Annotated in this window: 21 protein-coding genes and 4 pseudogenes; 10 read left to right on the top strand and 15 right to left on the bottom strand. The window is 63.9% G+C overall.

From position 1 onward, the window contains the following. Positions 1-189: 189 nt before the first annotated feature. Positions 190-1,650 carry an MFS transporter gene (locus tag QFZ33_RS13515; RefSeq protein WP_307028221.1) on the top strand — a complete coding sequence of 487 codons (1,461 nt, stop codon included), beginning with the start codon at positions 190-192 and terminating at the stop codon, positions 1,648-1,650. On the opposite strand, the gene ftsW is transcribed toward QFZ33_RS13515, so the two are convergent. Then, positions 1,647-2,882, bottom strand: a complete 1,236-nt coding sequence (gene ftsW / locus QFZ33_RS13520) for a putative lipid II flippase FtsW (protein WP_307028223.1) — start codon at positions 2,880-2,882, stop codon at positions 1,647-1,649. The genes QFZ33_RS13515 and ftsW overlap by 4 nt on opposite strands. Before the next feature lie 124 nt (positions 2,883-3,006). Next, entirely contained in the window at positions 3,007-3,576 is a 570-nt protein-coding gene (locus QFZ33_RS13525) for a CHAD domain-containing protein (protein ID WP_307028225.1), read from the bottom strand. Positions 3,577-4,417: 841 nt separating this feature from the next. Here QFZ33_RS13525 and QFZ33_RS13530 point away from each other — a divergent pair. Continuing rightward, a complete protein-coding gene (locus QFZ33_RS13530) occupies positions 4,418-5,038 on the top strand; it encodes a dihydrofolate reductase family protein (RefSeq protein ID WP_307028227.1) in 621 nt (206 codons plus the stop codon). Here QFZ33_RS13530 and QFZ33_RS13535 read toward each other — a convergent pair. Further along, positions 5,035-6,396, bottom strand: a complete 1,362-nt coding sequence (locus QFZ33_RS13535; RefSeq protein ID WP_307028229.1) for an aspartate aminotransferase family protein — start codon at positions 6,394-6,396, stop codon at positions 5,035-5,037. The genes QFZ33_RS13530 and QFZ33_RS13535 overlap by 4 nt on opposite strands. Before the next feature lie 203 nt (positions 6,397-6,599). Here QFZ33_RS13535 and QFZ33_RS13540 point away from each other — a divergent pair, with 203 nt between their 5' ends. Then, on the top strand, positions 6,600-7,235 hold the full coding sequence (locus QFZ33_RS13540; RefSeq protein WP_307028231.1) for a dihydrofolate reductase family protein: 636 nt from the start codon (positions 6,600-6,602) through the stop codon (positions 7,233-7,235). A 73-nt stretch (positions 7,236-7,308) separates the two neighbouring features. Here QFZ33_RS13540 and QFZ33_RS13545 read toward each other — a convergent pair whose 3' ends face one another. From QFZ33_RS13545 to QFZ33_RS13565, 6 genes and pseudogenes are all read right to left on the bottom strand, one after another. Continuing rightward, the gene (locus QFZ33_RS13545) at positions 7,309-8,052 is read right to left on the bottom strand and encodes a GntR family transcriptional regulator (protein ID WP_307028233.1); all 744 of its coding nucleotides are present in this window, start codon (positions 8,050-8,052) and stop codon (positions 7,309-7,311) included. Positions 8,053-8,187: 135 nt separating this feature from the next. Continuing rightward, positions 8,188-8,772: an IclR family transcriptional regulator gene (locus tag QFZ33_RS13550; RefSeq protein ID WP_307028235.1), complete on the bottom strand. Its 585-nt coding sequence runs from the start codon at positions 8,770-8,772 to the stop codon at positions 8,188-8,190. Positions 8,773-8,775: 3 nt separating this feature from the next. After that, positions 8,776-8,844: pseudogene (locus QFZ33_RS23980) on the bottom strand (hypothetical protein); the annotation flags it as partial. A gap of 316 nt (positions 8,845-9,160) precedes the next feature. After that, positions 9,161-10,807 carry an L-glutamate gamma-semialdehyde dehydrogenase gene (gene pruA / locus QFZ33_RS13555; RefSeq protein ID WP_307028236.1) on the bottom strand — a complete coding sequence of 549 codons (1,647 nt, stop codon included), beginning with the start codon at positions 10,805-10,807 and terminating at the stop codon, positions 9,161-9,163. Between the two features lie 51 nt (positions 10,808-10,858). Continuing rightward, positions 10,859-11,533, bottom strand: coding sequence for a GntR family transcriptional regulator (locus tag QFZ33_RS13560; protein ID WP_307028238.1), 675 nt, complete (start codon positions 11,531-11,533; stop codon positions 10,859-10,861). 72 nt (positions 11,534-11,605) lie between these two features. After that, positions 11,606-12,517 carry a proline dehydrogenase family protein gene (locus QFZ33_RS13565; RefSeq protein WP_307028240.1) on the bottom strand — a complete coding sequence of 304 codons (912 nt, stop codon included), beginning with the start codon at positions 12,515-12,517 and terminating at the stop codon, positions 11,606-11,608. Positions 12,518-13,137: 620 nt separating this feature from the next. On the opposite strand from QFZ33_RS13565, the pseudogene QFZ33_RS13570 reads away from it, so the two are divergent. The 5 genes and pseudogenes from QFZ33_RS13570 (at position 13,138) to QFZ33_RS13585 (ending at position 16,130) form a co-directional block, all read left to right on the top strand. Then, positions 13,138-13,929, top strand: a pseudogene (locus QFZ33_RS13570) (amino acid ABC transporter ATP-binding protein). Between the two features lie 7 nt (positions 13,930-13,936). Next, entirely contained in the window at positions 13,937-14,584 is a 648-nt protein-coding gene (locus QFZ33_RS13575) for an amino acid ABC transporter permease (RefSeq protein ID WP_307028241.1), read from the top strand. Next, positions 14,584-14,997 (top strand): annotated as a pseudogene (locus QFZ33_RS23985) (ABC transporter permease subunit); the annotation flags it as partial. The gene QFZ33_RS13575 and the pseudogene QFZ33_RS23985, both read left to right, overlap by 1 nt. Before the next feature lie 76 nt (positions 14,998-15,073). Beyond that, positions 15,074-15,247, top strand: coding sequence for a hypothetical protein (locus QFZ33_RS13580; protein WP_307028243.1), 174 nt, complete (start codon positions 15,074-15,076; stop codon positions 15,245-15,247). 64 nt (positions 15,248-15,311) lie between these two features. Then, a complete protein-coding gene (locus QFZ33_RS13585) occupies positions 15,312-16,130 on the top strand; it encodes a substrate-binding periplasmic protein (protein ID WP_307028245.1) in 819 nt (272 codons plus the stop codon). 604 nt (positions 16,131-16,734) lie between these two features. Here QFZ33_RS13585 and QFZ33_RS13590 read toward each other — a convergent pair. Then, positions 16,735-17,478 carry a DUF4386 family protein gene (locus tag QFZ33_RS13590; RefSeq protein WP_307028247.1) on the bottom strand — a complete coding sequence of 248 codons (744 nt, stop codon included), beginning with the start codon at positions 17,476-17,478 and terminating at the stop codon, positions 16,735-16,737. Positions 17,479-18,011: 533 nt separating this feature from the next. Between QFZ33_RS13590 and QFZ33_RS13595 the strand changes: the two genes are divergently transcribed. Together QFZ33_RS13595 and QFZ33_RS13600 are read left to right on the top strand one after the other, a co-directional pair. Beyond that, entirely contained in the window at positions 18,012-18,200 is a 189-nt protein-coding gene (locus tag QFZ33_RS13595) for a hypothetical protein (protein WP_307028249.1), read from the top strand. 132 nt (positions 18,201-18,332) lie between these two features. After that, positions 18,333-18,599 (top strand): hypothetical protein, encoded by a 267-nt coding sequence (locus QFZ33_RS13600; RefSeq protein WP_307028252.1) that lies wholly within the window; start codon positions 18,333-18,335, stop codon positions 18,597-18,599. On the opposite strand, the gene QFZ33_RS23990 is transcribed toward QFZ33_RS13600, so the two are convergent. The 5 genes and pseudogenes from QFZ33_RS23990 to QFZ33_RS13615 form a co-directional block, all read right to left on the bottom strand. Further along, entirely contained in the window at positions 18,583-18,744 is a 162-nt protein-coding gene (locus QFZ33_RS23990) for an aconitase X (RefSeq protein WP_373427275.1), read from the bottom strand. The two genes, QFZ33_RS13600 and QFZ33_RS23990, sit on opposite strands and share 17 nt — an antisense overlap. Positions 18,745-18,806: 62 nt before the next feature. Beyond that, a pseudogene (locus QFZ33_RS23995) lies at positions 18,807-19,142 on the bottom strand (aconitase X); the annotation flags it as partial. Beyond that, on the bottom strand, positions 19,099-19,263 hold the full coding sequence (locus tag QFZ33_RS13605) for a hypothetical protein (protein WP_307028254.1): 165 nt from the start codon (positions 19,261-19,263) through the stop codon (positions 19,099-19,101). The gene QFZ33_RS13605 and the pseudogene QFZ33_RS23995, both read right to left, overlap by 44 nt. A gap of 147 nt (positions 19,264-19,410) precedes the next feature. After that, a complete protein-coding gene (locus QFZ33_RS13610; RefSeq protein ID WP_307028256.1) occupies positions 19,411-20,664 on the bottom strand; it encodes an allantoate amidohydrolase in 1,254 nt (417 codons plus the stop codon). Continuing rightward, entirely contained in the window at positions 20,661-21,827 is a 1,167-nt protein-coding gene (locus QFZ33_RS13615; protein WP_307028258.1) for an FAD-dependent oxidoreductase, read from the bottom strand. The genes QFZ33_RS13610 and QFZ33_RS13615 overlap by 4 nt, the downstream gene beginning before the upstream one ends. Between the last annotated feature and the right edge of the window lie 35 nt (positions 21,828-21,862).

The following is a 21,862-nucleotide window of genomic DNA, read 5'->3' on the forward strand; positions in this document are numbered from 1 at the left end:
CATGAACGACAATGCCCGGCTGGGCTCAAGAATCGGTCAGGCCGCGGGCCAGATTTGAACAGGTTTTGCCGAAGTTTTCCTAAAGGCCCTTACCGGGACTAATTCGGCGCTTGGCACAGTTATGCGTCTGGGGCCGGAACCGGGATGCGCGCACGCACCTCGCTTTGATGACAACGGGAAAGAGATTACATGACGACGACGACTGCCGAGGGAGTGGGCTTCCGTTCCCGGCGGGGACCGATCCTTATTGCCCTGATGCTCTCGACGGGCCTGGTGGCGATCGATTCGACGATCGTTGCAACGGCTGTGACGTCGATCGTGGCTGACGTCGGCGGCTTCACGTCCTTTCCGTGGCTCTTTTCGGCCTATCTGTTGGCGCAGGCGGTCTCGGTGCCCGTCTACGCGAAACTCTCGGACGTCGTCGGCCGTAAGCCGATCATCCTCAGCGGTATCGGACTTTTCCTGCTCGGTTCGATCCTCTGCGGAGTGGCCTGGAGCATGCCGGCCCTCATCGCGTTCCGTGTGCTGCAGGGCCTGGGCGCTGGAGCAGTCCAGCCGGTGGCTATCACCATCGCCGGCGATATCTACACGCTGACCGAGCGGGCAAAGGTGCAGGGCTACCTTGCCAGCGTGTGGGCGGTGTCCTCCGTCGTTGGCCCTACGCTCGGGGGCGTCTTCGCCTCACTCGGCATCTGGCGTGGGATCTTCCTCGTGAACATTCCCCTTTGCCTCTTGGCAGGGTGGATGTTGATCCGAACGTTTCACGAGAATGTCGAGCGTGCGAAGCACCGCGTGGACTATTTGGGGGCGGCGCTGCTGACAATTTCCCTTAGCCTGCTCATCCTTGGCGCCCTCGAGGGCGGCCAGGCGTGGGCCTGGAACTCTTCCATCAGCATCGCCGTCTTCGCCGTCGGAGCTCTCTTGTTCGCCGCGTTCCTGCTCGTCGAGAGGAAGGCAGCGGAGCCGGTCCTGCCTCCGTGGGTCGTGTCCCGGCGGCTGCTGGCGACGACGGCGATGATCTCGTTCGGCGTCGGCGCAGTCATGCTTGGCCTCACCTCCTACGTTCCCACGTTCCTCGAAGGAGCTCTCTCGACCTCCCCGATTTTCGCGGGACTCGCCTTGGCGGCATTGACCATCGGCTGGCCGATCAGCGCGTCCCAAGCGGGCCGCTTCTATCTGCGGATCGGGTTCCGGCGGACCGCCCTGATCGGCGTCACGGTCACGGTCATTGGGACAGCCGTTCTGGCTCTTACTGCCGCCGCACCCAACATTTTGGTGACAGCGGCAGGTTGTTTCGTCGTCGGACTTGGACTGGGGCTGGTAGCGACCCCGAGCCTCATTGCCGCCCAGTCAAGCGTTGAGTGGAACGAGCGCGGTGTAGTCACCGGTACGAATCTTTTTGCACGATCGATCGGCAGCTCCATCGGCGTCGCCGTCTTCGGGGCAGTTGCCAACGCGATCTACGCCGGTGCCCCCGGCGGCGCTAGCGATCCGCAGACAATCGTGTCGGCGTCGAGCGCCGTATTCCTCGCTGTACTGGTCTGTGCAGTACTCAGCGTTGTTGCCGTTGTCGCGATGCCCGCCGTAGACGTTAAGAGCACGACCCCCGACGCGGCCGCCAAGGCCAACGCGGCATCTTCACCTGACTAGGACCGTACTCGACTCCGGTGTACTGCTTGCTGCGACTTCTTGGGTCGAGCGGGTTGAACAGGCTGAGGGCGGGTGACTGCCAGGATCATGCCGATGCCGGCCAGGGAAGAAACCATCGCTGAGCCGCCATAGGAGATGAACGGCAAGGGCACGCCGATGACCGGGAGCAAGCCGGTGACCATGGCGATGTTCACGACGGCCTGGCCGATGATCCAGGTGATGACGCTGGAGGAGACAATGCGGGCGAACGTGTCTTGGGTGCGGGCAATGACCTTGAATACAGCGATGCCGAGGACCGTAAACAGCACGAGCACCAGGAGAGTTCCGGCCAGGCCGAGTTCTTCGCCGAGGATTGTGAAGATGAAGTCGTTGTGGGCTTCGGGGATCCAGTTCCATTTCTGCCGGCTCTGCCCTAGGCCCACCCCGAACCAGCCACCCGAGGCCAGGGCGTACTGGCCGTGCAGCGCCTGGTAGCCGACCCCCTGGGAATCGTCCGCGGAACCAGCACCGAGCCAGGACGAGATTCGCCCGACGCGGTTGCCGCTGGTGGCAGCCAGGACGAGGGCTACCATCGTGCCGAAAATTCCGGCGACACCGAAGACTTTCATCCGCACCCCGCCGTAAAACATCGTCGCGGCGAGGATCATCATGATGATCATGGCCGTGCCCAGGTCATGGCCGAGAACGACAAACCCGATGATGATGACGCCGGCCGGCACGAGCAACGGGACGACTGCGTGCCTCCACTCGTGAAGGAGAGCCTGCTTGCGGGACAGGACGGCCGCCGCCCAAATGATGAGCGCGAGTTTGGCGAACTCGGAAGGCTGGACGGTGAATCCGCCGAAGCCCAGCCAGTTCCGGTTGCCGTTCACCGTCATGCCCAAGGGTGTGAACACCAGGCCGAGGGATACGACGGCGGCCCCCAAGAGCGGCCAGGCAAGCCAGCGGATGTGCCGGGTCCGGAGACGGGCCAGGCCGAACATGATAGCTATCCCGGCTGCCGTCCACATGGCCTGCTTGAGCGGAAGATCGTACGGGTTCTTTCCGGCCGCCACCGATTCCACGGACGACGCGGAGGCAACCTCGATCAGGCCAAGGGCTGCCAGAACCAGTACGACCGCCAGGATAACCGGCCGGGTGCGGTCCCCGGACTCGTCACCGAGCCAGCGTCCGATGCGGAGCAGGACATCGCCGCGGCCCGCCATTTTGCTCGGTGGATGCGTGGCGGTCATTTGCTCATCACTTTTTCCTTCCCTCGGGCCGGCCCTGCTCCGGGCCGTTCCGGGAAGGAGAAACCCACCGGGGAAAAATCATACGTCCTCGTCTGCGCAATCAGGTGCTTTGCCGGACGTAAGGTCATCCCATGTAGAGGTGCCAGCGCCGTGGCTGCCGAAGCGGGGGAGCGGAACAGAACTGCTGGAGGTCTGCGACCAGCCGGAAGTACCGGTCGGATTCGAGGGCTGCGAGCGCCGTGTCGTAAGCCGCTTCATAAGCGGATCCCTGTGCCGTGCCGCGGTCGTGGAGGTTCCGTGGGGTCTGTTCGCGGACAAGTGCCGACTTGCTGAGTGGCCCCAGGGCTTCGGCAAGCCATGTTAGTTCTGCACGAAGCCTGTCCGATTCGGTCCTGTTGAAGAGCTTCCGGTCCCCGAGTGTTGACCAGACCCGCCCGGCGGCGGCACTCATGGCATTTGAGGCGTCCTGTTGACCGGATCGCACGCTGGGGTCGTAACAGAGCAGCGCCGCAACCTGATCGAAAAGGAAGGATGATGCGACCGGCTCGGCCTGTGGGCTGGTTTTCTCAAGAGCTTTTAGCATTTTTATTTCCCGACTGTCCCGACTATTCCGATGTCCGGGCCGGAAGAAGGTCCCGCTGGATTCATCGCCTTCGACACCTTCCATGGTGACTTGAGGACCTGAGACTGCCATGAGAAGCCTGTGAGGGTCTTCTCATGTCGAGGCGACAGCCCGTGTGGAACGGCGCCGGTGGCAGCACAGTGGTCTATGCGTCCCAGTGGCAGCGCAACGCTCCGGCGGCCTTTCGGGTCGAGCCCCTTGATGGTCTCGGTGACGACTGGCCGACGACCTACGAGAACCTCGTACCGTTCTACCCGCAGCTCGAAGCTGGCTTCGGAGTCTCAGGAAAGCCCTCGACGTGTACGAGTACGAAATTCAGGGAGAGCCTAGCCACGGATGGCACAGTAAGAAGGAATGAGGCGACGTTCAGCCAATCTTTTGCCTGAGGAGATAAAGGCCATTACCTTGATGACGTCCGATTCCAGGGTAGGAGGCCAGGTGGCACAAGTTTCGCGTTCTCGAAGTCCAACGTGCCAGATACAGCCCACGCCTCGTTGTCGTGCAGGGAAAGCGCACCAGGGTTGTCCCAGCGGAAAACTCCGTAATGCTTGTCGCCCCCGACTTCAGTTATGTAGTGGAGCCTCCCCTTTGTGCCGGTCACTTGGCCGGCATCCCTGGTCAGGCAGGCCGCCAATTGCCAAGCGTCTATCTGCTCAGGCGGTAGAACGTTGGGCCCGCGGGCTGCGCCGTCCGGGCGCAGGGCAGAAGCTCTGGCCAACACTTGCGTGGGTGCGTATTGGCAATAGTGGACCGACGTGGATGGTCGGTCAAGGCGCTCGTCGTCCCGTCAAGCTGGGCCGGCAAGATGATCGGTGCATCTTGCCGTTGGACGCTGTGCCGAGGCTGTCTATGCTGATGCTTGCAAGCAAGCTCACCGCGACATGATGGAGGTCGCCATGTGGAGGGCAGAGCAATGACTGAACACAGGGGGCGAGTGGTCTGCGACATCACGGTCACGGCAGACGGATACTCGGCCGGGCTCAACCAGACCGAGCAGCGCCCGTTCGGCGACGACGGCGGCGACGGCTTCGGCGACGGGCTGCACGCCTGGATGTTCAAAACTCCCGACGAGAACCGGGCGGAGATCGACCAGATCATTGCCGCCAAGGCCTTCATCATGGGGCGCAATATGTTCGGCCCGGTGCGTGGTGAGTGGGACCGGCAGTGGAACGGGTGGTGGGGCGACAGTCCGCCCTACCACGGCCCGGTCTTCGTGCTCACGCACCACGCCCGCGAACCGCAGCCGATGGACGGCGGCACCACGTTCCACTTCGTCACCGACGGCATCGAGTCGGCGCTGGCCCAGGCACGCACGGCGGCCGGCGACGGCGACGTGGCAATCGGGGGCGGCGCGACAACCATCAACCAGTACCTAGCCGCCGGCCTGATCGACGAGCTGCGCGTGCACATTGCGCCGCTCACTTTCGGCGCCGGCACACGGCTATTCGAGGGCGTCCCGCCGCTGAAGCTCGAGCAGGTGAAGTCACGGGCAGCGACCCTGGTCACTCACGTGACTTACCGCGTGCTGGTTTAGTTCAGGTACTCGTCGGCTGCAGACAGTGCCTCGTCCAGGATGGCCAGGCCGGCGGAAGCATCGGAGTCGTTCACGTTGAGGGGTGGAGCGACGTGGACGCGGTTGCCCTGGACCAGGGGCAAAAGCCCCCGTTCCAGGCACGCCTTGGCGACGGAGACCATCGGCGCGCTCTCGGAAGCCGTGGCTCCCGGGGGCACGAGCGGCTGCTTTGTCTCTCGGTCGCGGACCAGCTCAAGGCTCCAGAGGCCGCCAATGCCGCGCACGTCCCCGACCGATGGGTGCCTCTCGGCGAGCCCCCTGAGTCGCGGCCCGAGGACGTCGGTGCCGAGGCGGGCAGCTGCCGCGGCGATGTGCTCCTCATGCATTGCGTTGATGGCGCCGACGGCTGCCGCGCAGGCGAGGGGATGGCCGCTGTACGTCATGCCCGCCGGGTATGGGCGTTTGGTGAACGTCTCGTAGATTGCGTCGCTGATCAGTACGCCGCCCAGCGGAACGTATCCGGAGTTAACGCCCTTCGCGAATGCCATCAGGTCCGGTGCCACACCAGCATGGTCCACGCCGAACCAGGCCCCCGTGCGGCAGAATCCGACCATGACCTCGTCGGCGATGTAGACGATGCCGTGGCGGTCGCATAGCTCGCGCACCCCTCGCAGGTAGCCGGGTGGCGGCACGATGACACCCGAACTGCCGGTGACTGATTCGAGGACCAGGCCGGCGATCGTCGACGGGCCTTCCAGGAGGATCACCTGCTCGAGATGGGCCAGCGCCCGCTCGCACTCTTCCTCCGGCGTCCTTGAGCCGAAGGCCGATCGGTACAGGAAAGGACCAAAGAAGTGGACGGCGCCCGCCGCGCCCGTGTCCGAGGCCCAGCGGCGCGGGTCACCCGTGAGATGGATCGATGTCGTGGTGGAGCCATGATAGGAGCGGTAGGCGGCGAGCACCTTGGGCCGTCCCGTGTGGAGACGTGCCATCCGCACCGCGTGCTCAATCGCTTCCGTTCCGCCGGTGGTAAACAGCACCTGCCCGAGGTGCTCCGGCGCGACTTCTATGATCAGCCGGGCCGCTTCGCCCCGTACATCTGAGGCGTGGCCGGGTGCGAGCGTGCACAAGCGGTCAGCTTGCTCCTTGATGGCGGCAACAATGCGCGGATGTTGGTGGCCGAGGTTGGTGAACACCAGCTGCGAGCTGAAGTCCAGGTAGCGCCGTCCGTTCACGTCGACGACGTGGCTCCCGGAGCCGCCGACCAACGTAGGCACCTCGCGCGGCCCCTGGACAGCCCAGGGGTGGAAGACTAGTTCGTCGAGATTCATGACATCCTCCGTTGCTTGACTGCCGGACGGTTCACCCCACTGCTTCACACTGGCACCTTCCAGCAGCAGTTTCCAGAGCTCCGCGCCCGTCGCCCGGCGAAGGACCCGCGGGACCCGGAACGTTAGCCACGACGACCGGTGATGGGGAGGCCTTGAACGGCTGATCGCTCCGTGGATAGCATTGCCGGCACGGGCATCGACGGCGCAGCGTCCCAGCGGCTCCTGACGTCGATCAGACGGAGGAGACGGCCATGGGCGAAACAAGTGCAGAAACGTCATCGGCGAGCCTGATGGTCGACCTCATCATCTCCCTCGATGGGTATGCCTCCGCCGAGGGATGGCCCGGCTGGTGGGGTCTGGAGGGGCCGGAATACCTGGCGTGGCTCGAGCAGGAGGGGGAGAAGGGCTACACCTTCCTCCTGGGGGCGAACACCTACCGGGTGATGTCCAGCATGTCTGAGGAAGCATCGGCTGATCGCTCCGGATTCTCCAAGGATGAGGGAGCCGCCCTGACCGGCCTTGACGCCGTTCCCAAGATGGTCTTCTCCTCCACCCTGCAGGCACCCCTGACCTGGCCGAACTCGGAGCTGGTCACGGGCGACGCCGTCGAGGCCGTGAAGGAGATGAAACGGACCGGGACCGGGCCCTTGAGTACCCTCGGGAGCCTTAGCCTCTGCCGGTCACTGCTGACCGCCGGCCTCGTGGACCGGTTCAGACTGGTCGTTTTCCCGGTCATCACGGGCCGCACCGGCCGGGAGCGAATCTACGACGGCTATCCGGACGTCTCGCTCGAAATGGTGGACAGCAGGACCTTCGACGGCCGGCTCCAGCTGCTCGAGTACGTCCCCACGGTGCTCGCCGGGCCGCCGGGCAGCGGGCCGAAGTGAGTCATTCCCTTGAACTTTTCGCCTTCGGGGGGGTCGGTGATCTGGCGGGAAGCGAGGGCGGCCCCGGCGTCGCTTATTGCGGGACGAGCCGCTTCTCAAGGCGCTGCCGCGCGCTTGCCAGGGACTGCTTGGTCAGCTTGGTGGCTTCCTTGACGTCCCGTGCCCGTGCTGCGTCGAGGATGGCGGGCTGCGGGGTCCACAGGCTGGCGTCGTTGTGCTCCACGGCCTCCGTTGCGCCGATGACCTTGTACGGCCGGCACTGCAGCCAGAGCGTTTCGATGACACTCACCAGAACCGGATTGCCGCCCGCAGAGTAGAACGTCCGGAGCAGGTCTTCGTCATCGTCCAGCGCATCCGAGACGCGGCGTTCCGCGACCGCCTTCTGCATCCGGGCCAGGGCGGCCTCCATGCGGGCGACGTCGGCGTCCGTAACGTTGGCGGCTCCGCGGCGGGCGGCCTCCACCTCCAGCGTGGCCCTGACCTCGTAGATATGGATCAGTTCACCGACCGTGAACTCCCGGACAACTGCGCCTCGGTGGGCGGCCACCCGCGTGGCAAGTCCGGTCTCCTCGAGCCGGCGGATGGCTTCCCTGACCGGCATGACGCTGGTGCCGACCATCTCGGCCACATCGCGGACGCGCAGCGGGGAGCCCCCGGCCAGTTCTCCCGTGAGGATGGCGGTGCGCAAAGCCTCATAGACCTGGTCCGCCACGAGGGTGGGGGTGACGGCAAAAGCCGGCGAGGATCCCATGGCGGCCGCGAACCCAGCCTTCTTGTTCTCCGGCTGTTGAGAGGCATCGACTTTTTTTCCTGGCATGGGACGATCCTATGGCGCATGGACCGGTTTCGCGCTTATTTGCAAGGCCGGCGGCGGTACGACGGCGTCCCCGGGGGATCGCCGTCGCCGTCGCCGTCGTTATCCAAAAACCGCCAAAGATGCGAAAGTGGCGGGTCAAACAGGTGCGGCGACCTGGCTGAGGTCCGCAGCCGCCTGGCGGGTGCTGCTGATGAAGTCGGCACGCGCCTCATCGGTGGCTGCCCGCTCGAGTGGCACCATGGTGGTGACGACGCCGGCAAGCCGGCCGCCGTCGTCGAACACCGGGGCGCTGGCGCCCCAGACGCCCGGAGCCAGGGCGCCCGAACTGGTGGCAAAGCCGCGTTCCCGGATGGCTTCCAGATCGGCGCGGATGGTGAGTCCCTCCTCCGGGCGGAGGAAGTGGCCGGCAAGGTGATCGTCCCTTTCCTCGTCCGGAAGGAACGCGAGGATGGCCCGCGCACTGGCCCCGTTCAGGAGGGGCCGGGAGCGTCCGGCAGCGTAGCTGCAGCTGAGGATGTGGGCGCTTTCCACGGACTCCACGCACAGCACTTCGTCGCTGCTCTGCACCAGGTAGGCGGCCAATTCGCCGGTGTCCTGTGACAGTTGCTCGAGCCTGTGCCGCACCTCGCCCTGGGCCAGGGCTTCCTCGCGGTAGTTGTCGGCAAGCCGCACCACTTCAGGTCCGGCCGAATAGCGGCCGATGAGTTGGTTTTCCACCACGAAGCCAGCCTGCAGCAGAGTCTGGAGGTGCCGGTAGACAGTGGAGGCCGGGATCCGTAGGAGGCCGGAAATCTGCTCGCTGCCAGGGTTCTGTGGCGGGCGAACAGGAGCAGGATGGACATCGCAGTGCCGCGTTCGTCACGGCGTTTCAAGGGTGGCAGTGCGGTCGGGGTGCTTTTGGGTCGGGAGCTGGTGCGTTTCTTCATGGGTGAACTTCCGTGGCTGGGTGGAAGGCCGGAGAGGGCAGCAGCCGCTGCCTGGACAGGTCAGGCAGCGGCTGCTGGGAAGCCGATCGGTTCGTTGCGAGGGAGCCCGACGGCGGTTGGAGGCTAAGTGCGCGGGTGCGCACCCAGCCGTTCAGGAAAGGCCAGGGTTACTGGTCGCTTGCTTAGTCAGCGAGGTAGGGCTGGCGCCATTCGCTGGACGGCGAGAAGTTCTCATGGATGAAGCGGCCGCTGAGCCAGCGCTGCAGTGCCAGGCGGGAACCGGTCTTGTCATTGGTGCCGGAGGCGCGGCCGCCGCCGAAGGAGACCTGGCCCATGAGCGCGCCCGTGGGCTTGTCGTTGATGTACGTCATGCCAGAGGCGTTGCGGAGCTTGTCCAGGGCGAGCGAGATGGCGCGGCGGTCATTGGCAAAGATGGACAGTGTCAGGGCGTAGTTGCTGGTCTGGTCCACCAGGTCCAGCACGGACTCCCACTCAGCATCCTCGTAGACGTAGACGGTCAGGAGGGGTCCGAAGAATTCCTCGCTCATGGTGAAAGCGTGGGGATCGGTGGTCTCGAAGATCGTGGGCTCAACGAACCAGCCCTCTTCGGCGTGGACGCTGCCGCCGGCGAGGAGGGTGTGGCTCGGGAGGGCCTTGGCCTTCTCGATGGCGGTCTCCAGCTTGCGCAGGGACGTCTCGTCGATGACGGCACCGAGGAACGTCTGGTGCTCGGCCGGATCGCCCACGCGGAGCGACTTGACGGTCTCGACGAGCTCGTCCTTGATCTGGTTCCAGATGCTGCGCGGGATGTAGGTGCGTGATGCCGCGGAGCACTTCTGGCCGCCGTACTCAAAGCTACTGCGGATCAGGGCCGCGCGCAGGGCATCGGCGTCCGCGCTGGGGTGCGCCACAACGGCGTTCTTGCCGCCCGTTTCGCCCACCAGGCGGGGGAAGGAGCGGTAGTTTTCAATATTGTCGCCGGCCTTCTTCCACAGGCTGCGGAACACGTCCGTGGAACCCGTGAAGTTCAGGCCCGCAAACTCCGGGTGGCTCATGGCCTGGTCGGAGATGGCACGGCCCGAGCCGTGGACGAGGTTGATGACACCCGGCGGAAGGCCTGCTTCCTCGAACATCCGCATGAGCACGTCATTGCTGAGGGCCGCCTTCTCGGAGCACTTCCAGACAACTGTGTTACCCATGAGCGCGGGGGTGGTGGGCAGGTTGCTTCCGATGGCGGTGAAGTTGAAGGGCGTGATGGCCAGGACGAAGCCTTCCAGGCCGCGCTGGTCCAGCCTGTTGCCTTCGCCCTGGAGGGACGCTGGCTGGTCAGCGAAGATCTGCTGGGCAAGGTGGGCGTTGTAGCGGAAGAAGTCCGCTACTTCGCTGGCGGCGTCGATTTCCGCCTGGTGGAACGTCTTGGACTGTCCAAGGATTGTGGTGGCCACCAGTTCGTCACGGTATTTGCCGGCGGCAAGGTTTCCGGCGCGCAGGAAGATGGCAGCGCGTTCCCACCAGGGGGTGCGGGACCAGTCGTGCTGGGCTGCCAGGGCTGCGTCGATCGCAGACTGGACTACTGCCTCATCTGCGGTGGGGATGCGGCCCAGCACCTGGGCGTGGCGGTGGGGAGCTGTGACGTCGCGCAGCTCGCCGGTCATGGAGCGTACTCCGTTGATAACGTGCGGCAACTCGAGGACGCTGGACGTAACCTCAGCGATGACCTTCTTGACGGAGGCTGCTTCGGGGGAGCCGGGGCGGAATTCGCGTGACGGCTCGTTGTAGGGCGCAGGTACCTTGAAGTTCCCAGTAACGCTGACTGATTGGGTGGTCATTATCTGGTGTTCTCCTTTGGGTGATCCCGGGACAGGACGCCACGGGTTTGGTTAGTGGGATTCGAGGCGGAGCTCCAGCCGGCGCAGTGCGCTGGCTAGGGAATCCGCGGTGATAGTGGTGGCTGCGGCGGTATCGCCGGACATGAGTGCCTGGACCAGTGCGGGTTGCGGAGTCCACAGCGTGTTGTCGTTCTTGGCAAGGGCTTCCGTGGCGCCGATGACCTTGTAGGGCCGGCACTGGAGCCAGAGCTGTTCGATGGTGCTGACCAGGACTGGATTGCCCGAGGCCCGGTAGAGGACCCTGAGGACTTCCTCGTCGAGGTCCAGGGCATCCACAATCCGGCCTTCCTCGACGGCCTTCTGCATTTGCCGGCAGGAGGAGTTCATCTGCCGCAGGTCACCGCGGCCTATGAGCGCCGCCCCCTTCTTGGTTGCCTGGACTTCAAGGATGGTCCGGACATCGTAGATGTGGATCAGTTCAGCAACGGTGAACGTTCGGACCGCCGCACCTCTGTGGGGGATGCGGCTGGCCAGTCCAGCCTCCTCAAGGCGGCGGATCGCTTCCCGGACGGGCATGACGCTGGTGCCCACCATGGCTGCCAGATCCCGGACCCGAAGGGGGGACCCCGATTCCAAAGACCCGGTCAGGATTGCATTCTCCAGCACCTCGTACACCTGGTCAGCCACCAATGTAGGCGTGACTGGGCTGGACATTTGAATGCTCATGGCGTTCTCCGTTCCGCACCGTAGCTCTCAGACATTGATATGTGATCACATCAAGCCTACGGCAAAGCCCGCTCAGCCTCCAATGAGGGAGCGAAGGAAGAGCAGGAGGTTGGCCGGCTTCTCGGCCATGCGACGCATGAGGTACGGATACCACTGCGTGCCGTAGGGCAGGTAGACGCGGACCCGGTATCCATCCCGGACCAGTGCATCCTGCAGCTTCCGCCGGACCCCGTACAGCATCTGGAACTCGAAGGAGCGCTTGTCCAGTCCCAGCTCGCGTGCGGTGTCCTTGATGACATCGATGCAGGTGTCGTCGTGGGTACCGAAGGCCGGATCGGGCAAGTGCTGAAGTGCCCAGCGGGAAAGGTACTTGTACTGCTCGGTGACCTCTTCTGCATCGCAAAGGGCCTCTGACGAGGTCTCATCGAACGCTCCCTTGACCAGCCGGATCCGCGGCTTGATGTCGACGAACGACAGCAGATCCTCAGGAGTCTGCCGCATGTTCGCCTGGATCGCCACCCGCGTGTTCGGGTGGTCAGCAAGGATGCTCTTGTAAATAGCGAGCGTGTCCCTGCCCACAGAGCTGTGTTCCATGTCCACCTCCACGGTGGCCCCATGCGTTGCGGCAGCGTTGAGGAGCGTCTTCAGGTTGTTGGCGCACTCCTGACGGTCAATCATGATCCCCAGCTGCGAAAGCTTCACGGAGACCGTGGAGCCGGGAGCCTGGCTCTGAATGTTCTCGATGGCCCCCTGGTATTCCCTGGTGGCTGCCTTTGACTGCCCCAGTTCGTGGACCGACTCGCCCAGCAGGTCAAGGCTGACGTCGATGCCGGCCCGGTTGAGAGCCTTCGTGGCAGCCCAGGCCTCGTCGAGTCCGCGGCCGGCAACGTACCTGTCCACGATGGGACGGGTCAGCCGGTTGCGCGTGGCGATGGCTTCAAGTTTCTTGTTTTCTGCGACATGCAGAAGAAGTCTGTTCGGCATGGGTGCACTTCCTGATACTTACCGCAGCGGCCTGCGGTTCCCGGCCGTTCCCTGGATGTGGGTCCGGCGATCTTTTGCCAACCCCCTTGCGAGTGTTGTGTGAACCACACTATTTTGTGATCACAAATCACACAAGAGGAGCCGGCAATTTTATTTTTTGGTAAGGAATGATCATGAATGCAATACCCGCACCAATCGCACTGCCCGACGAGGATGACGGCTGCGCTGACGGCTGCTTTTACTGCACCGGCCCCGAGACGGACTAAGGTCAGCATCGGCCGATGCCCCCGGGGGCGCGTGCGGGACGACCCGTTGCGCGGTTGGAATGAATTTACAGCCGCGTTACAGCAAATCATTGACTGATATGTGATCACAGATTACAGTTCCGAATGTGACTCGAACCACATCCGGGCTAACTCCCAAGTGGCCGGTCATCCTGGCACCCATGACCAGGGCTAAAACCGTCAGCCGGCGGCGGCAACCGCCGGCACTCACTTGATGTCCTGAGACATCATCTGACAGCTTATGCAGGCGCTGAGCAACCGCCCGGCCCTTGCAGATCATCTAACATGCGCGGACCGATGTCGGGGTACACGCGTCCGCTACCCGAAGGAAACGATATGGGCCTAAGTTTTGGCACGAAAGCTCCACCGACTGCGCTCTCTGGTGAGGTTGTGGTCTCTGGGCTCGGAAAGAGTTATGGCACGAGCCGTGTCTTGTCCGATGTGGATCTGGTGATGAACGAGGGCGAAGTGGTCTCGGTCATCGGGCCATCCGGGGCGGGCAAGAGCACGTTCCTGCGGTGCCTGAACTACCTGGAAACACCGACGGAGGGCACGATCGCGATCGGCGGAGCCCACGTTGTGGCCGGTCGGAAGCGGCCGGACAAGTCGAGCATCGACCACCTCCGCCGCGTCACCGGGATGGTTTTCCAGAGCTTCAACCTGTTCCCCCACCTGACCGTCATGGAGAACATCACCCTGCCGCAGCGCAATGTGCTGGGTGCGAGCAGGGAGCAGGCCCAGGAGGTCGCGAACAGGCTGCTGAAGCGGGTTGGCCTTCCCGACAAGGCCAACGCGTAACCCGCCCGCCTCTCCGGGGGCCAGCAGCAGCGCATTGCGATCGCGCGTGCTCTCGCGCTGTCGCCGAAGGTCATGCTTTTTGATGAGCCGACGTCCGCCCTCGATCCCGAGATCGGCCTCGAGGTTCTCGCCGTCATGCGCGACCTCGCGGACGAGGGCATGACCATGCTCGTCGTCACCCACGAGATGCACTTCGCCCGTGACGTCTCGGACCGGATCATGGTGATGGGCAACGGCGGCGTGCTGGAAATCGGCCCGAGTCAGCAGGTCATGTCGGAACCGCAGAACGAACGCACCCGGCAGTTCCTCAAAGCCGTGCTGGACCGGTGACACCGCAATGATCACCCAACTCTTGCCCGCGATTGCCCAGGGCGTCGGACTGACACTTTACGTCACGGGCGCGTCGCTCCTGTTCGGCGGTGTCATCGGCCTGGTGCTTGTCGGCGCCACCCGCTCACCGATCGGAATCGTCCGGGGCATCGCCACCCTGTACATCAACGTGGTCCGGGTCATCCCGCCGATCACCTGGCTGTTCCTGATCTACTTCGGCCTGCCCCAGTACGCGCTGCGGCTCTCCACGATCCAGGCCGCGATCATAGGCTTCTCCATCATCGTCTCGGCCTTCATGGCCGAAATCTACCGCTCCGGACTGCTCAGCATCCCCGAGGGCCAACGCGAAGCCGCCCACGCGCTCGGGCTGAGCACAATCACCACCGTCAGACACATCATCACCCCGCAAGCGTTCCGTGTCGCGCTGCCCGCGATCGCCACGTACGGCATCGGGCTGCTGAAGGACTCCGCCCTGGCCTCCACGATCGGGGTACGCGAGATCACCTACTACGCCCAGCAGAGCGCGAAGCAGACCCACGAGGGCCTGCTCTCATTCATCGTCGCCGGCGCGCTCTACATCGTGATCAGCCTCGTCATCGCCCTCGTCTCCCGGCGGGTCGACCTCACGCTGCGCAAGAAGATCGGAGTGGCGTGATGGACATCCTCACCCAATGGCTCGGCTGGTTGCCGAACCTCGCACCAGGACTGCTCATCAGCCTCCAGCTGACCGGGCTCGCGCTGCTCTTCGGATTCCCGCTCGGCCTGCTGCTCGCCGTGATGGCAGCGGCGAAATTCGCGCCCCTGCAATGGATCTCATTCCTCGTCGTTGAAATCGGACGGGGACTGCCGGCCCTGGTGCTGCTGTACCTGCTGTACTTCAGCCTCCCCGACGCCGGCATCACCCTGACCTCACTGACCACAGCGATCATCGCGCTGAGTTGGAACACCGGCGCCTACGCCTCGGAATACTTCCGCGCCGGGCTCGCCGCCGTACCACTGGGGCAGAAAGAAGCAGCCCTCACCTCCGGGCTGCGCGGCTGGACCGGGTTCCGGATCGTCATCCTGCCCCAGGCACTGCGGATCTTCCACCCCGCCCCTGGCCGGCCTCGCCGTCCTCGTATTCCAGGGCAGCGCACTCGCCTTCGTGATCGCCGTGCCAGAACTGATGTCCAAGGGCTTCGAGATCGCCTCCATCACCTTCGAATACCTCAGCGTCTACCTGCTCACTGCAGTGATCTACGGATCCATCACCCTCGTCTTCCTCGGCCTCGTCCGGGTGTTCGAACAGCGCCTCGGCCGCCACCTCCAACGCAACTGAACCCACCACGTCTCTACTCGTCCCGGGCGACCCGCCCGGGACACCCAGCACAGAAAGAAAAACCATGACACGAAATCCCCGTACACTCGTGCGCGCGCTTTCCGCCGGCACCGCCGCCGGCAGCGCATCCGGCTGCACCCCGGCACACAAAGACCTCAAAACAGTGACGCCTGGCGAGCTCACGGCCGCCAGCTACGACTATGCACCCGCCACGATCCTGGACGGCGACAACGTCACCGGCATGGAGGGTGACCTGATCGGCGAGATCGCCAAACTCGAATGCCTCAAGGTCACGGTAACCACCTCGGGCGGCGCGGGCGCGGTCATCCCGTCCGTGCAGACAGGACGCGCCGACATCGGCTCGGGAGGCTGGCTGCGCACGAAGGAACGGACGAAGATCGTCCACCTGAGCACGCCGCTGTGGACCGATCCCCAGGCGATCGTCTCAACAAAGGGTCTCGCCAGCGACGGCCTTAAGGGCAAGAAGGTCGGCTCGGTTGCCGGCAACCTCTATAACAACAGTTTGCAGAAGTGGCTCGGAGATAACTTCAAGATCTACCAGGACGACGAGTCCATCTACGGAGACCTCAAAGCCTGCCGCATCGATGCCCTTGTGGCATCCTCCGCGTCCGCCAAGGGCCGATTCAAGGACGCCCCCATCGAGGGTGCCCAGGTGATCGACGTCAAACCGAACCCGAATGTCCCCGAGTTCGCTGCGGTCGGCCAGGTCATGTTCCCGTCCAGCCTCGACAACGACACGCTCGGCAAAGCCGTGGACGAGGACATCGAGAAGCTCCGTGAAGACGGCACCATCAAGAAGATCCTCGAAAAGTACGGAATCGACCCCGCCGTCGGCGAGCCGGGCAAACCCAGCGAGCTCTGACGAGAGCGTTATGCTGCACCTTGGCGACGTCGGATATTTTATCCGGCGTCGCCAGGGTGACTAGTGCCAAAAGGCGCACCCACTCCCTAACAGAGGGTTAGCTAATGCCAGCGCCATCGCTAAAGCACGTGGCCACATGAGGGGGAAGCGCCAGCGGTACCCCTGGTCTGCGTCGTAGGTGTTCGCGGTGCTCGGCCCGCGGAGCGCATGGAAGAAGCGCGATGGCAGAATTGAGAAACCAGACGATATTGTTGGCAACTGATGGCCAAGCATGGCAGGTCCCATGCCCTATGAGGGCACACTCGGCCGGTTTCGAAAATGGGAAATTACTCGCTGGGAGCCGAGCCGTGAAGGCTTGCCGCCTGGTGGTCAGAAACGGTCGTTGCTGATCAGCCTCTGTCCGCTCGAACGAAGGACAGGGGCGGCCTCCGAAACCACCGGTGCAAACCGCCTCACAGCCCTCCTCCTCAACTAGGCCTCCGCAAAGCTAGCAACGACGGCTGCTCGTACCGGCAGTGCGTCGCGCCTGCTAGCACCATCCAAACTGTCTCATCCGCCTGAGAAAACATCCTTGGTCCAGAACAGGACAATCAGGAAAGTGTCTTTATAAGGCCGCCGTCTTCTCCGTCAGCTGCTTCGCCCGCCAAGCAATCACCACAAGCCAGAGCATCCACGCCAAGACAAGAACGTACCCGGCCAAAATCGCCCAGGTATTAGTTTCAGTGAAGCCCGCGTTCCCGAGCACCCAGGCCTGCACAAGATAGGTAACACCAGAGAGCGCCATCAGGTATCCGAGCGCCTTTGGCAGCTTTCCGGAAAGCGCGACGGCGATACCGAGCAGGATTAGAGCGGAGCCAAGCATGAGGGTCTCATAACTCCTGGCACCCCATTCAACCCATCGGATTACTTCGGCACTAGCGAACCGCGCCTCCGCTTCGGCTGCTGGTGCACTCACCCACGTATCAACCGCCTGCTTAAGCGCAACTCCGTCCACCGCTTGCAGGACCGCGTAAAGACCAAGAGCGGTTGCGGCACATACGGCTCCCAGCCGTGCCGTCCAAGCTGCCGCTCCGGCCCTGAGATCGAGGGCGCGATACAGAACAAGAAGCCCCGCCACAAGGAGCCCTACCCCAACGAACTGGCCGAGATGTATCACGCTCCAGTTAGTGCTTGCTGCATACTCCTTAAAAATGACCCTGTGGTCATTGGCGGGCCCACCAGGGTGAAATAGAGTCATCACCACGAAAATGACGAATCCAGTCAGAAGCAATGGAGCAGCAAGGCGAACCGGGTCGCCTAGGTCATAAGCTTGATGCTGCTCAAGGCGGCTGTGATACACCTTTTTCATGGGGGTCACCAACCTTCGTGTGAAATATCTGTAGGCGGCTCAGGACGTGGCCGCGCGATTATTATCACGCCGCCGCCAATATCGCGAAAGCCATTTGGTCAGGATGCCCGGAACCTGATTGCCAGTAATTTTCACCCCAATGCACTTCCTCCAGGAACGCAGACGTCCAGGAGAATGATCGACCCCAAGGACAGGCCATCGTGAGCGACGCTCCAACCGCCAGCCGCGGATAACAGCCACACGCGCTCCCCTCAGGGACCTGCCGTTCGTCCGGACTAAAGGATCCCCTTCCGGGCAGCTCCTTGCGCCAGATAGCGCTGTGAATATGCCGCCATTTCTCGCTGACAGTCACAGCCGAGCCGCGTCGTGCCTCGGAAAATTCTCTCCTATTATCAATTCGAGCGGCTGGTGGAAGTCTTGTTGTGTGGCTTCAGCCGCGCCACGAGCCAAGCATCCACGAGCGCATCGACTTCCCAGTAATTGCTGTGTCAACGCCCGCGACGGCACCTTGAGGATTGCGTATTAGTGGAGGAATGAAGAGCAAGATCACCTTGGACGGCCTGGCATTGGTCGGAAATCTATTCACCCCCATCCGTAAAGGAGCAGATGCCGACGGGTACGCCCAAAGGTTCGCAGACCAGGGCTTCGTCGCTTTCGCGTTCGACTACGCCCACTACGGCGAGCGAAGGGAAACCGCGTCAGCTCGTGGGACACCTGGCTGAAGCTCGACCCACAAAGCCAGGCCTCCAAGATCACCAGGCCGACTAGGTGGTCCACTCCGACGGCTCCGCTCTACCGGACAAGGTCACGGAGCTGCACGCCGGTGTTCAGGGAGAAAAGACTCTCCTGCACAGATGGAGATCGTCACGGAGAACGTCACCCGGTTCTTCCACACCCCTGGCCTGAACCGCCACAAGCCCCGGCCCACCGATGGACGCCACCACGCCCAGGACGCCTATGTCCCCGGGTGCGGTGGTGCCTTCCGTCCGAGAATGAAAGACATGACCGAGAAGAACCCGCATCTGGAGGAGTTGGGCAAGTTTCTGAAGACGCGGCGAAGCGAACTCATCCATCTGCCCAGCTGGACGCATGCAGTGCGGATTTTCAACCCACGTCCATGAAGTCTCCGTGACGGTGGGTTCGAGCCCCCATCACGCTATTGGCATAAACGATTGCGTTGGACTCGGCCCACAGAATGTTTTGTCCGAACTGGGGTGACTTCGGGAACACATAGGGCGTGCAGGAAAAGATAGGGTTGGCACCCATTGCTTCGAGCGCCGTTGCCAACCGACCTGCGTTCGTGTCGACTCGTTGCCGCTGTTCGAGGCCCCTGTCTGGCTTCGGTCGATGGAAATGGCGTTGAGCGTGGTGGGGACGCGTACCTTGGCCCCGTTGGAAACCAGCTCCTCGATGACGTTCAGGCCTCCCTTGCCCGTGTAGATGCTTCCCCCGATGTGCACGTGGGAAACGTCAACCAGCTCCGTGGCCTGCTGGACGTGAGCCATGCGAACGATGATTCGCATCGCTTGCTGCGCGGCCCTGCCTTGGATTCCGTCGAGCACTTCCAGATCTTCTTTGGAGAGGGAAAGCCTGGACGCCGGAAGGTCGCGTTGCTGAAGCCTACCCATGAAGGACCACCTGCCCCTTAGCGAGGATCGCCGCATACGTGGCCGTCAAAGCACACGAAAAGTCGTCGTCATTGAGCACCAGGACGGGAATCGTTCGGGAATAGAACTCGTCATACACAACCGCTCCCAATGAGATGATGCCATCGACTTTGTTCATCGACTCCGCCCCAGAAGCTAAGCATTTGCTCGCTGGCTGCAATCTCCCCCCGCACTTCCCCCGGGACAAGGACCCGTTGTGCGCTTACTGTCGTACTGGGACTGTTGCCCATTGGTATATTCCTTTCCGCGGGTGCTGGGTTTTGGGTTAGGCCATGAGCCCCTGCAGGGCGTCGGCCAGGGTCTCAGCGCCGGTCTCGGCGTCGTCGTCCACGACGTGTTCCTCCGGCGAGTGCGATACGCCGCTCGGGTTCCGGACGAACACCATGGCAGTTGGCACAAAAGGTGCCAGCACGCCGGCATCGTGCCCGGCCCCGGTGTCCAGCACAGGGGCCTGCGGCAGGGCCCGCTGCAGCTCTTTCTGCAGGCCGGGATCGAAATGCACGGTGGGGCTCAGCGACTCTTCGCGGAGTTCGACCCGGCAGCCTTCCTCGGCTGCAATGACCTGGGCCTGTGCATGGATGCTTTCCACCACGGCCGCCGTCACGGCGTCGTCGGGATGCCGGACGTCCAGCCAGAAATCAACGCGCGAGGCGATGACGTTGGTCCCGCCGGGCACCGGCTGGAGGCGTCCGACGGTCGCCCGGGCGTGGGCCTGGTTCCGGGCGGTGTCGCGGATGGCCACCACCATTCTGGAGGCCGAGACCATGGGGTCGTGCCGGTCGGCCATCAGCGTGGTTCCGGCGTGGTTGCCTTGCCCCTGGACGCTCAGCCGCCAGCGTCCGTGTCCGAGGATGGAGGAGGCAATCGCGATGGGCTGGTTCAGGTCGATGAGGCCGCGGCCCTGTTCGACGTGCAGTTCGACGAAGGCGCCTATCTGGCCGAGGAGCTTGTCGTCCCTGCCGATGAAGCGGGGGTCCAGGCCGTTGGCCCGTGCGACGTCGGCGAAGGTTGAGCCGTCCGGGTCCCGCAGGTTGCGGGCCTTGTCCGGGTCGATGGCGCCGGTCATCAGCCGCGAGCCCAGGCACGCGACGCCGAACCGGGAGCCCTCCTCCTCCGGGAAAACCACGACGGCGAGTGGCCGGGTGGGGGTGGCCAGGCGCGCCTTGAGGATGTCAACGGCCACCAGGGCGGAGGCCACGCCGAGCGGGCCGTCGAAGGCGCCGCCCCCGGGCACCGAGTCGAGGTGGCTGCCGGTGACCAGGCTGTTGCTGCGGTCCCCGCCGGGCACATCCCACCAGGCCCAGATGGCGCCGTTGCGGTCCGTTTCCACGGTAAGGCCGCGCTTGGTGACCTGTTCGATGAACCAGTGTCGCAGGTCCAGTTCGGCGGTGGAGTACACCGGCCGCGTGTAGCCGCCGCGGAGCGCATCGGTGCCGGTGCCGGCAATCTCGGAGAGCAGCCCGGTCACCGTTGCTGCCGACACCGAGGGCGGGGGAGTGGTCCCCATTCCGCGGGTCATGCGTGGACTCCGGTGGCCGCTGTTGCCTGCGCCTGGGCTGCGAGCCGGAACTGGTCCGGGACGGCGCCTGCGCCCGTTGCCAGGTTCGCCGCGAGCTGCCCAATCAGCGGGGCAAACTTCGCACCGTGGCCCGAGCAGGGGGAGAGGACGGTGATGCCGTCGGCACGGTCCAGGATGAAATCCTCCGTAGGCGTGTTGGTAAAAAGGCAGGTGGTTTCAGCGTAGGGTTCCGGTACCAGCCCCGGCAGGTACTGTTCCACGTACTCGATGACCCGACGGCGGTTGTCCGGGTTGATTTGTCCGTCCTGCTCGGCGGCGGACGGCAGGATCTTTCCGCCGTTGTATTCGGCGACCTTCTGCCCGCGGAATCCGGCATCGCGTCCGCCTGGCAGGCCGTAGGCCTGCCAGCCTGCGCGCTTGTGGATGAACGTCGGCCACGGCGAAGCCTCATGATCCGTGCCGTCGGCGTAGGGGAAGTGGTAGGCCTGTTCCTGCCGCACCTCGAAGGAAGGCATTCCGGCGAGGAAAGACGAGGGCAGCGACAGCGATCCCAGCAGCTGGGGCAGCCAGCCGCCGGCGGCGACAATCACGTTGGCGGCCCGCAATGTGCGCCCGTCTTCGGATGTCAGGGTGTAATTCCCGTTGGACCCGGAGATCGAGGCAACCGCCCAGTTGTTGTGGAGTTCCGCGCCGTGCGCCACGGCCTGGTCAACCATTGAGGCGACGGATTCGTGGGCGTCGATGACGCCGGCGTCCGGGTGCCACAGGACCTGGGTGTCAAAGGCGATTTGGGGCCACCGGCGGTTGGCTTCTTCCGGGCTCAGAAGTTCGTGGTCAATACCGCGTGCTTCCAGCACGGCGGCCAGGCGCTCCGGTTCGCGGATCGCGCCGTAGTCGACGGCACCGGTGGGGGTGATGAGCTGTTTGCCGCTGAGGCGGGCCAGTTCATCCCAGCCGGCCTTGGCCTCCTGGACAAGGCCCGTGTAGAAGTCCTCCGGATAGGCGTACCGGAAGATGCGGGCGGAGCCATGCGAGCTGCCCGCATCATTCGCGGGCGTTGAACGCTCCAGCAGGGCAACGTCGTGCCCGCGGGCGGCGAGATGCCAGGCGGTGGCAGCTCCGGACAGCCCAGCACCGACGACGGCGTATTCGGTTGATTCCATGGATGGCTCCTCTGACGGGGGAATGGGCGACGGGG

Source organism: Arthrobacter globiformis, from assembly GCF_030815865.1.
Taxonomy (GTDB): domain Bacteria; phylum Actinomycetota; class Actinomycetes; order Actinomycetales; family Micrococcaceae; genus Arthrobacter; species Arthrobacter globiformis_B.

What these genes read in the sequence shown, in the direction of transcription:
- QFZ33_RS13530 (WP_307028227.1), top strand. Translation starts at nt 4,418, where the DNA reads ATGACTGAACACAGGGGGCGAGTGGTCTGCGACATCACGGTCACGGCA.
- QFZ33_RS13595 (WP_307028249.1), top strand. Translation starts at nt 18,012, where the DNA reads ATGAAGAGCAAGATCACCTTGGACGGCCTGGCATTGGTCGGAAATCTA.
- QFZ33_RS13575 (WP_307028241.1), top strand. Translation starts at nt 13,937, where the DNA reads ATGATCACCCAACTCTTGCCCGCGATTGCCCAGGGCGTCGGACTGACA.
- QFZ33_RS13585 (WP_307028245.1), top strand. Translation starts at nt 15,312, where the DNA reads ATGACACGAAATCCCCGTACACTCGTGCGCGCGCTTTCCGCCGGCACC.
- QFZ33_RS13600 (WP_307028252.1), top strand. Translation starts at nt 18,333, where the DNA reads ATGGAGATCGTCACGGAGAACGTCACCCGGTTCTTCCACACCCCTGGC.
- QFZ33_RS13560 (WP_307028238.1), bottom strand. Translation starts at nt 11,533, where the DNA reads ATGAGCATTCAAATGTCCAGCCCAGTCACGCCTACATTGGTGGCTGAC.
- QFZ33_RS13605 (WP_307028254.1), bottom strand. Translation starts at nt 19,263, where the DNA reads ATGAACAAAGTCGATGGCATCATCTCATTGGGAGCGGTTGTGTATGAC.
- pruA (WP_307028236.1), bottom strand. Translation starts at nt 10,807, where the DNA reads ATGACCACCCAATCAGTCAGCGTTACTGGGAACTTCAAGGTACCTGCG.
- QFZ33_RS13565 (WP_307028240.1), bottom strand. Translation starts at nt 12,517, where the DNA reads ATGCCGAACAGACTTCTTCTGCATGTCGCAGAAAACAAGAAACTTGAA.
- ftsW (WP_307028223.1), bottom strand. Translation starts at nt 2,882, where the DNA reads ATGACCGCCACGCATCCACCGAGCAAAATGGCGGGCCGCGGCGATGTC.
- QFZ33_RS13590 (WP_307028247.1), bottom strand. Translation starts at nt 17,478, where the DNA reads ATGAAAAAGGTGTATCACAGCCGCCTTGAGCAGCATCAAGCTTATGAC.
- QFZ33_RS13540 (WP_307028231.1), top strand. Translation starts at nt 6,600, where the DNA reads ATGGGCGAAACAAGTGCAGAAACGTCATCGGCGAGCCTGATGGTCGAC.
- QFZ33_RS13525 (WP_307028225.1), bottom strand. Translation starts at nt 3,576, where the DNA reads ATGGCAGTCTCAGGTCCTCAAGTCACCATGGAAGGTGTCGAAGGCGAT.
- QFZ33_RS13515 (WP_307028221.1), top strand. Translation starts at nt 190, where the DNA reads ATGACGACGACGACTGCCGAGGGAGTGGGCTTCCGTTCCCGGCGGGGA.
- QFZ33_RS13615 (WP_307028258.1), bottom strand. Translation starts at nt 21,827, where the DNA reads ATGGAATCAACCGAATACGCCGTCGTCGGTGCTGGGCTGTCCGGAGCT.
- QFZ33_RS13610 (WP_307028256.1), bottom strand. Translation starts at nt 20,664, where the DNA reads ATGACCCGCGGAATGGGGACCACTCCCCCGCCCTCGGTGTCGGCAGCA.
- QFZ33_RS13545 (WP_307028233.1), bottom strand. Translation starts at nt 8,052, where the DNA reads ATGCCAGGAAAAAAAGTCGATGCCTCTCAACAGCCGGAGAACAAGAAG.
- QFZ33_RS23990 (WP_373427275.1), bottom strand. Translation starts at nt 18,744, where the DNA reads ATGGGTGCCAACCCTATCTTTTCCTGCACGCCCTATGTGTTCCCGAAG.